We start from the raw sequence: 8,972 nt of genomic DNA, 5'->3' as shown, positions 1-8,972 counted from the left end.
TGGAGGAGTGGAGCTAAACAACATCACCGCTAACCCTGCGGCCAGCGCAAGCCCTGAAAATACACATGCTCTAGCTATGATGATGTAGTGCCCACTAAACGCCGCTCGAGGGGTTAAGCCTTTTTGTAAACCTTGCCGTATACCTGAAATAAGATGAATAGCAAAGTCGACGCCTAGCCCTGTGGATATCGCGGCGATCATTGATGTGGCTGGGGCGATATCGATCTTCAATAAGCCCATGACAGCGTAGGTAAAGAGCACGCCGGTGAGGATCGGCACCAAACTAAGTAGCGCAGTCCAAAATGAGCGAAAAGCGAATGCCGATGCAAAGAAGACAAACAATACCGCTAAACCAAGGCCGGTAAAATGTGAGACTTCAAGTAATGCCATCCATCCAGTATTAACCGCCACTCGGCCACTCACGCTTGCTTCAAGCCCGGTTTCTTGTGACCAATATTGGGTGATTTCCTCAAATTTAGCCACGATCGGGGTGACCGCACTAAAGCGGTCGGTACTGAGCTGAGTACGGATAAGTAAGTGCTGATAACTAAAATCAATTTCTTCATTGAAATCCCCAGGGTCTCCCGCCGCTTCATACAAAAACATATATTGCGCCGGTGCATTTTTAGTACTCGGTAGCTCTCCCTGAGGCGCATCTGTTAACACCCTGTGCATTAACCCCATGTAGTCAGTTATAGAAGTACTTTTCACCACGAGCGGCTGGCTATTTAACTGTAGCTGCAAGTCAGCAACAGCGCGCATAGCAGTAGGTGTCATTAAGTCCCCTGCCTTTTTGCCTGAAACAACCACATCTAGGAAGTTCAAGCCCTGCAAGCGCTGATTTAAGGTGACATCTGCGATACGCACCTTTTCGTCCGCCTGAAAATAACGCTGGCGTTCATAATCAAAACTAGCCTGGGTCGCAAAGTACGCGAAAATAGTGAGTACTAAGATGAGGCCGCTTGAAGTTATCCAGGGGTGATTAAAGGCATTTTGGGTAAGCCGATAAATAACGCTGTTAACTGAGCTGTTCTCAACCACTTGAGATTGGGGCCGTGCTCCCAATTTTGTTAGCAGAATAACCGCAGGTAGCGCACTCATGCTTAAGATCCACGCGGCAATCACTCCCACCGCAGCAAACCAACCAAATTCAACAATCGGTTGCATCGACGAACCAATAGCAAGCCCCGTAAAACCGGCAACGGTGGTAACGGTGGTAAGCGTAATCGGCAGATACGTATGGATCAAGGTATCACGCACGTTTTCATGTCTGCTTTTATGGGGCGCCAATCGACACTTATCGAGGAAAATCGTCGAAATATGTAAACTATCGGCAATGGCTATGGCCATGATAATCACCGGCAATGCAGTGGTAATTAAGTAATAACGTGCATCCAACCAACCCATTAAACCCACTGTTATAGCTACAGATCCCCCAATGATAAGTAGTGGCCCAGGCAAACCTCGCCAATCCCGCAAAGCGATAAAAATAACCAACAGCACCGTAATAACCGCTATGGGAATAAATATACGGGTATCTTGATTTACCATTTGCCCCAAGCGCCCATTCATGGATGCAACACCTGACACATGAACCTGCGCATTTTCTGGGGTGTGAGCGGCGGCAATAGCCAATACTTCACGGTAGGTTTCGGTAGCGTGGTCGGCGTCATTAACGGGCACAATCAAGGTTAAGGTGTCACCGCTTTTTGATGCCAGCAAGCCATCCATCATCGGCATACTGCGCACTCTTGCCAAGGCTTGTGTAGCAACCTGCTGGCTTAAATTTCCTTTAGCCACAATAGGCTCAACAATTAGGTCACCGTCATCGCCGCTAATAGCACTTTCAGTCAAAATACTGATTAAGGCATTTTTCTTAACATTGTCTAACCCACGCACTTCTTTTTGTATGCGTTTTAAGGCATCAATCATCTCAGGCGTAAACGCCGACCGACCATCGTCAGCCACTATGCCTACTATTATGGGATCCTCCAAGCCAAAAAGCTCCCCCGCACGGTTTCGTGCTAAAGCCGCAGGGTGATCGATGGGCACAAAGGCATCTACAGAAGCATCTTTCCTGACGTTTTTAAGCCCGACTCCCATAGTGACAATCAGCAACAGTGAGGCAATAAACAGCCACTTAGGATGTTGTGTCACAAAATCAAAATAACGCTCTTTAAGTGGCGTTATTGCCTGAATATTTGTCATGCTCGCATTCCTTTATTCCATTTAGCCAAGCAAAAAAGCTCTTAATTAGCGCCTTAAGCTATCTGCTGTAATATTTTATGGTCTTGCAGTACAAGTATTTAATACAAGCTACTAAGAGCCATCGTATTAAAATGCAAGAATTAACATGGCCGTCCTGTTAATTTTCTAATTTATTAATTTTCTGCAGCATTAATGTAGGCGAAACCCATTCAGGCTGATATACAGCAAAGGTCTAGTAGAGACACCGACTTTAGTCTGGGTTTGTAATAAATCCGGTGACGCTTAAATATCGGTATGAGACCATCACGTTAACGTTTAGTACTTGCCATCAAAAATTAGGATTGCTTATGCCCCACGTCATTGAAAGTAAGCAGCTATCATGAATTCAATTGCTGAAAATGAAACTTTGGATAGTAAAATTCTGCATGAACAGGTCACCTTGCTGTTCCAGTCAATGGTCTCTTTACTGTTAATCAACTTACTCGTTTGCATATCCCTCTCTGCAATATTTTGGGGCGTTGTACCCAACTCCTCTATTTATTTGTGGACAGGACTAATGCTGCTGATGATCATCGTTCGCGGCGGTTTTTATTGCATTTACAAGCATAAGTTTGATCCTCAAAAACTAAGGTCTTTCAGACTATTTCTTATTATTGGCAGCGCTACCGCTGGCTTGATTTGGGGCTTGGGTGGGCTTTTGCTGTTTTCTGAAACACAGTTGGAATATCAAGCCTTATTGGTGTTTGCATTTATGGCGATGACGGGTGGCTCGACGTTTACCTTAAGTATCTACATGCCAACCTATTTTGTGTATTCGCCTTTGACGCTGCTACCCATCACCATCAAATTGCTCACGATGGGCACTCAGCAGCATATAGCCTTAGCGTTTATTACAGTGGTTTTCCTAATTGCATTAACGTTATTTAACATGAAAATAAATCGGAATTTTAGACGATCATTAGAACTTCGCTTTGAAAACATGGAACTTATTGAACAATTAAAAGAGCAAAGAAGTGAGGCGGAACATGCCAACAATGCAAAGTCCAAATTTCTTGCTGCCGCCAGTCATGATTTACGCCAGCCTTTATATTCTTTAAGTTTGTTTACCTCGGTGTTAGATGAATCGACCAGAGATCCCAAAACACGAAAAATTGTTGAGCAAATCAATATGTCTGTTGATGCATTAAAAAGCCTATTTGATGCTTTACTGGATATCTCAAAATTAGATGCGGGTGCCGTTGCAGCCAACAAAATGAGCTTTCCTATGCAGCCATTGTTTGAAAAATTAGCCAATGCTTTTGATATGCAAGCCTTACAAAAAGGGCTGCTAATAAAATGGCCAACTAAGACATACAGCGTCACCAGTGATGCTGACTTGTTGGAACAAATACTGCGAAATTATTTAGAAAATGCCATTCGTTATACCGATAAAGGCATTATCACAGTGACGTGTGAACCAATAGGTGAGGCAGTGGTTATCAGTGTGCATGATACAGGTATTGGTATTCATCAGGAGGAGTTACAGAATATTTTCACTGAATTCCATCAATCGGGTAATGCACAAAGGGACAGAAAAAAAGGCTTAGGATTAGGCTTAGCGATTGTTGACAGAACCGCTAAATTACTCGGACATGAGATAGCAGTGATATCGGAGCTAGGTCTGGGTTCGACTTTTTCTATTAAACTCAAACAGAGTGCAACTGAGGTTAATGAAGAGCAGCCGTTATCAAAAGAAACCTCATTAACTCAGCGCAGTGATTGTTTGCTAATTGCAATAGTGGACGATGAAGAAACTATTCGTGAAGGCATTTTGCAGTTATTACAAATGTGGGATTATGAGGTGGTTGCAGCTGCTTCTCCTGAAGCGTTACTGGCGCAACTCGATCAAATTGGCCGCCAGCCTGATGTGTTGATTACTGACTTTCGCTTAGCCGAAAACGTCACTGGTATAGACGTCATTAAAGCGCTACAAACCAAATATCAGCAAGATATTCCAGCGCTGATAGTAACAGGCGACACAGACCAAAAACGCATTAAAAAAATGAACACTGGGCATTGGCAAGTGTTACATAAGCCCGTTCCTGCAGCCAAACTTCGTGCATTTTTGCGTAGTGTGCAAAAAACCGAAGAAATGACTAGGTAACCTGAAATATGGATAAGACGTGCCGCCACCCTAAAATGATTATAACGAAAACAGTATGTTAGGTAGTTATAATTGATTGACTAAGCCAATAAATACATACAGTGCTGCCATTATGGCGTTTGTCGAGGCGAGCTTGTGAAGCAATAGCCAGCGATTGTGTGCAAGTTCAACGAAGATAGCTTTGATAATAGCGGTGCTAGACGGTTTGGCTTATCCAGAGCTCGGATTAAATAAAGTCATACCTCGCTCTTTGGCCACAATTACCGCTTGGGTTCTATTCGTAACCGCTAGCTTTTTTAAGATCGCTGTCACATGCATTTTAATCGTGGATTCAGCGATATCCATATTGGCGGCAATCACTTTGTTTGAAAGACCCTCTAACATTTGTTTAAGCACCTGCATTTGACGTGGCGTGAACTGTGGCCTTATCTCGTTTACTTTAAGTTGGGGGAAATAAAGTTCGCCAGATAATATGACTTGCAAAATGTTTATCATTGTCTTGCTAGTCATATCTTTTTTAATATAACCCATGGCCCCCATATCCATCGCTTGTTGAATATCTTGTTGCTGGCTGGACCCAGAAACAACCACAACGGGCATGGTTGGATAGAGATTGCGGCAATTTTCCAACACTGCAAACCCCGTCTTTCCTGGCATATTGAGATCCACCAACACAAGATCAATATCAGGGTGTTCTTTGAGTACTTGAATCGAAGCATCACTGTTACAGGCTTCAAATATACAAATATCATTATCTAACGTATCAAGTACATATTTTAAACCGTCGCGAAACAATGCATGGTCGTCTATTATTATTATTTTCATTTAATGCCACATCTCCTATTTTCCCATCATATTTACCAAGACTTGGCTGACTGTTTATTTATCGTATTATGAGCGTTTCAATTAACTCGTACATGTAAAATAAGACCATAGGATGATTGCCTTAGCAATCTACTTCTACTAAATATACATCGCCCTATTTGGCTGTGGTAGAACAGGTTCGTCGGGTGATACCCTTTCCGCTTTCGACTGGGTGCGTCTCAACTACCAGAGTCCAGCAGTAGTAAATATGAGCTTAGGAAACTCGGGTTCCAAAAGTACGGATTTAGCAGTCAACGCAGTGATTGATGCCGGAATATCCGTTGTCACTTCGGGGGGTAATAATGGACTTTCCCCCAAAGGAAAAAGCCCATACGCCTGTGACTATAACCCGGCACGTGTTCCCAATGCTATTACGGTGGGAAACACGAATCGATGGGGTCAGTGACGTTGATTGAAGAAAGTTTGTAATTAGAACAAAAACTGTAGTTCAACTCCAATCCTTTGTCTTACCGATAACTCAGTAAATTTGTAATAGAAGGCGTCGTTATTGACTAACGGCAGATCGCGCGCTTGAGTCAGTCTCCATCTAACCGTGAACGGCTCCTTCGATATAGATTTTCAGTTGCCTATCATTCAAACAAATGGCTCTCAACACATTGCCTGCATACAGGCGACGGATAATCTGTCATAGAGGAAACCGCGGGGGTAACGTCTATGTTTGGGAGCTATGGGGATTTCGGTGGCTGAAAGGAAAGGGGTCAAGTTGCTTGCTTCACAATACTCTTAATCAATCCCTCAACTCGCGTCCTAAACCGACTTTCTTCGCGGGTGCACTTACAGCTATTGGTAATAGCTGGGGCATTAGCAAATATACCCAGTCACTTAAATGACGAATCCTCGAATTATTACCCCAAAAAGTAGAGCGCCGCCTCAGATAAGTCTGTTTGAATAAAAGCAGTTCATCGTCATAAACAAAAACAATATCAAAACTGGTTTGCACAACAGTGGGCGGTGCTTGTTTTGAATTCTGAATTATGTAAAAACGGTTGAGTAGTAAGCGAAAAATAGCCGAGTTTAACTCCCTAAAGAATATAAAAAAGAGGTAAATATGAAAAATATGAGGCATCAAGTATTTTTATGAAAAATGACGTTTCATTTTAACTATACTCAATCTGACTTTTATCTTTTCACTGTGTAGCGCTCTGTGATGCATCGCTTTTGCTTTAATCTATTGACTAGCATCTATCTACTACAGTCATTGCCCACCGCAGGTTTAATCCGCAGAAATACAGTTTTACCAAGCCATATATGATCTGGTAATTTTTCTGAAGTTACACCACGGAACGGCTTTCGTTACTCACCGGATCTTTACTTCCCGATGATATGTACTAGCCTAAATATGATGTATTTCGGCAACGCTCTTACTCATTAAGGATAAATAGATGAAACTAATAATCAATGTAATGTTGTGCGCCGCTTTAACGGTGCTAACCGGGAGTGTTGACAGCGCCCCAAAAAGCAAGGCCCCACGGGGGCTAAATCCACAAGCCATGGAGGAGCTGCATGATTCTGGAGTGGATAAATATATTGGTCAGTATACCCCTGTATCCTCCACAGACGTGGGTGATGGGTGGACCAAACACACCTTCGACCCCGATGGCGGTAACGGGCCTATCTGTATCGCAGGCACCCCATACTCTGTATTCACAAGAACAGGAATTCCTTCCAAGCTACTTATATTCGAGCAAGGTGGTGGTGCTTGTTGGCAAGACTTCTACAACTGTAATGTGCTTTCTGAGGCCCAGGAACCGCCTGCACCCGATGTTGGAATCTGGGATTTTGATTCCAAAGATAACCCGTTTGCTGATTACTCTGTGGTGTACATGCCTTACTGTGACGGGTCGGTTTTCTCGGGTGACAACGACGTATTCGACCCCGCCTTTGGGGCGGCGATTGGAGCGCCGAGTGCTGTGGTCCGCTTTCACCGCGGTTTGCGTAATCAAACAGCTGGTATGGACATGGCTAAAGCCACATTCCCGAATGCCAGCAAGATCACAGTTGCAGGTTCCAGTGCTGGTGGCGTAGGGGCAACCGGATTTGCGCCGTTTCTGGTGAGAATGCTCTATGGAAACCAGACTCATCTTACTGTCTTTAACGATGCCGGGCCAGTGACGGTCAACCTGAACGCTACAGATGATATTGCCGCACGAGCTGCAGATTGGCAAATTGGACAGTTTTATCCCGTGAGCTGTAGCGATTGCGATGACATGGGACAGACCACGCCTCTCATAATGTGGCGCCTCGACAACGACTCTACAATTCGAGAAGCATTCTACGAAACTGACATGGATCTTACTAACCGCTTTTTCATGGATCTTCTTGCAGATCCTTTGGGCTTTAGGGAGCTCATTGTTACTGAACATGGTATTCTGAACGAAGCTCACCCGAATCGTTACAAACGCTTCATCGTAAATGGCGACATTTCACACACGGCGCTGCAATCCCCGCTGTTCTATAGCCAGGATGCCAATGGTGTACTACTCAACGAATGGACCGACGACTTTATTTCGAAGAGACCGTTCTGGATAGATATTGTCGAAGATGTTTCGCAACCACTGTCTCGATAATCCTATTCTTGGATGGATCCCCGCGGGTATCTAAACCCGCGAGGATTGGCAGGGTAATCGCATTAAAATAATTGCAACACTTTTAACAGATAAACACTGTCCCAACCTGCCATCTCTCGCTTAATTTTAATACCTACTTTATTTTCAGTTTCCGACTTAAGTAGGTTTAACGATATATGCCGCAATATTGCCATGTTTTGATCTGAATGCCAAAACCTCAGAAGACGTTGCTGCAGAATTGCTCTTGTTAGGTGAGATCACAGGAAGAACAGAACAAGCGAGCAAATTGCTGAGCAATACTTAACTAAACTTGCTGATATAAAATAGCGCTATGCAAGCCAAGTAAATATTAAAGTATTCTATGAGTTATGGTCACGGCCCATTCGAACGTTGGCACAAATGGCTTGGCCTCAACAACAGATAACCCTGTGTGGTGGTGTTAATCCCTTTGCCGATGCCAAAGACGATTACCCTGCAGTGGGGTTAGAACAAGTATTAGTGACCTTACCGCAAGTGGTGATCCAACCAAGCAAAAGCACAAGTGGCAATTCCGATAGCCTTAATTGGCAACAATAGCCCCATGTACCTGCAGCTAAAACGGTTTTATTTTTCGCCCCAATGCCGACAAAGTGCATCGTATGACCACTCGTGTCTTGGACGAACTAGTGACCTTATGCGAACAGATTAATGATGCACGGCAGTTTTACCAAAGACAGGATTAAAATAATTATCCAGGTTGGGTTCTATGAGCTTATGCCGCCAAGTTCATTATTTATCGTACTGAAAGTATAAGTTCGAATGAATATTTTTAACTGAGCATGGCAGATCTAACGAAACGGCAAGTCGGGCGATTTAAACTTGGATGGAAGGTAAAAAACACTCCACCTGTCATGACCAAAAGAATATTTCGTTCGTCTCTTATGAGCGAATTTCCGCTTTTGCGAGTTCTTCCAAGGTCAAAAGTAATGTAACAATATTTCGACTGGGAAGCCTAGCATCAGCACACTAGACGATGCTCATTCATTGCTGTAAGAAACAGTGGTAATTTATGTACGTAAAGTAGTCGACTTTGGAATTTTTTTTATCGAGTCTTATTTGCTTTACCAAAATCGTAATTTCATTCAACTCAAACCTGCACCAACAATCAATCAGTTGGTCATCTTTCAGCT

General features: G+C 43.5%; 6 protein-coding genes and 1 pseudogene. 4 read left to right on the top strand and 3 right to left on the bottom strand.

Annotated elements, in window-relative coordinates; genetic code table 11:
* A partial coding sequence (locus tag ACJAZP_RS19300; RefSeq protein WP_415232373.1) for an efflux RND transporter permease subunit occupies positions 1–2,208 on the bottom strand: 2,208 nt, incomplete at its 3' end.
* A gap of 379 nt (positions 2,209–2,587) precedes the next feature.
* Between ACJAZP_RS19300 and ACJAZP_RS19295 the strand changes: the two genes are divergently transcribed.
* On the top strand, positions 2,588–4,351 hold the full coding sequence (locus tag ACJAZP_RS19295; protein ID WP_415232372.1) for an ATP-binding protein: 1,764 nt from the start codon (positions 2,588–2,590) through the stop codon (positions 4,349–4,351).
* A gap of 210 nt (positions 4,352–4,561) precedes the next feature.
* On the opposite strand, the gene ACJAZP_RS19290 is transcribed toward ACJAZP_RS19295, so the two are convergent.
* On the bottom strand, positions 4,562–5,176 hold the full coding sequence (locus ACJAZP_RS19290) for a response regulator (protein WP_415232371.1): 615 nt from the start codon (positions 5,174–5,176) through the stop codon (positions 4,562–4,564).
* 142 nt (positions 5,177–5,318) lie between these two features.
* On the opposite strand from ACJAZP_RS19290, the gene ACJAZP_RS19285 reads away from it, so the two are divergent.
* Both ACJAZP_RS19285 and ACJAZP_RS19280 read left to right on the top strand, forming a co-directional pair.
* Positions 5,319–5,621, top strand: coding sequence for a S8 family serine peptidase (locus ACJAZP_RS19285; protein WP_415232374.1), 303 nt, complete (start codon positions 5,319–5,321; stop codon positions 5,619–5,621).
* A gap of 997 nt (positions 5,622–6,618) precedes the next feature.
* Entirely contained in the window at positions 6,619–7,803 is a 1,185-nt protein-coding gene (locus ACJAZP_RS19280) for a pectin acetylesterase-family hydrolase (protein ID WP_415232370.1), read from the top strand.
* A 62-nt stretch (positions 7,804–7,865) separates the two neighbouring features.
* Here ACJAZP_RS19280 and ACJAZP_RS19275 read toward each other — a convergent pair.
* Positions 7,866–8,000: pseudogene (locus ACJAZP_RS19275) on the bottom strand (ISAs1 family transposase); the annotation flags it as partial.
* A 202-nt stretch (positions 8,001–8,202) separates the two neighbouring features.
* On the opposite strand from ACJAZP_RS19275, the gene ACJAZP_RS19270 reads away from it, so the two are divergent.
* Positions 8,203–8,379 carry a hypothetical protein gene (locus ACJAZP_RS19270; protein ID WP_415232369.1) on the top strand — a complete coding sequence of 59 codons (177 nt, stop codon included), beginning with the start codon at positions 8,203–8,205 and terminating at the stop codon, positions 8,377–8,379.
* Positions 8,380–8,972: the final 593 nt, after the last annotated feature.

The organism is Psychromonas sp. (genome assembly GCF_047632955.1).
GTDB lineage: Bacteria > Pseudomonadota > Gammaproteobacteria > Enterobacterales > Psychromonadaceae > Psychromonas.
This window is presented reverse-complemented; position numbering and strand designations above follow the sequence as displayed.

What these genes read in the sequence shown, in the direction of transcription:
- ACJAZP_RS19295 (WP_415232372.1), top strand. Translation starts at nt 2,588, where the DNA reads ATGAATTCAATTGCTGAAAATGAAACTTTGGATAGTAAAATTCTGCAT.
- ACJAZP_RS19290 (WP_415232371.1), bottom strand. Translation starts at nt 5,176, where the DNA reads ATGAAAATAATAATAATAGACGACCATGCATTGTTTCGCGACGGTTTA.
- ACJAZP_RS19280 (WP_415232370.1), top strand. Translation starts at nt 6,619, where the DNA reads ATGAAACTAATAATCAATGTAATGTTGTGCGCCGCTTTAACGGTGCTA.
- ACJAZP_RS19270 (WP_415232369.1), top strand. Translation starts at nt 8,203, where the DNA reads ATGGCTTGGCCTCAACAACAGATAACCCTGTGTGGTGGTGTTAATCCC.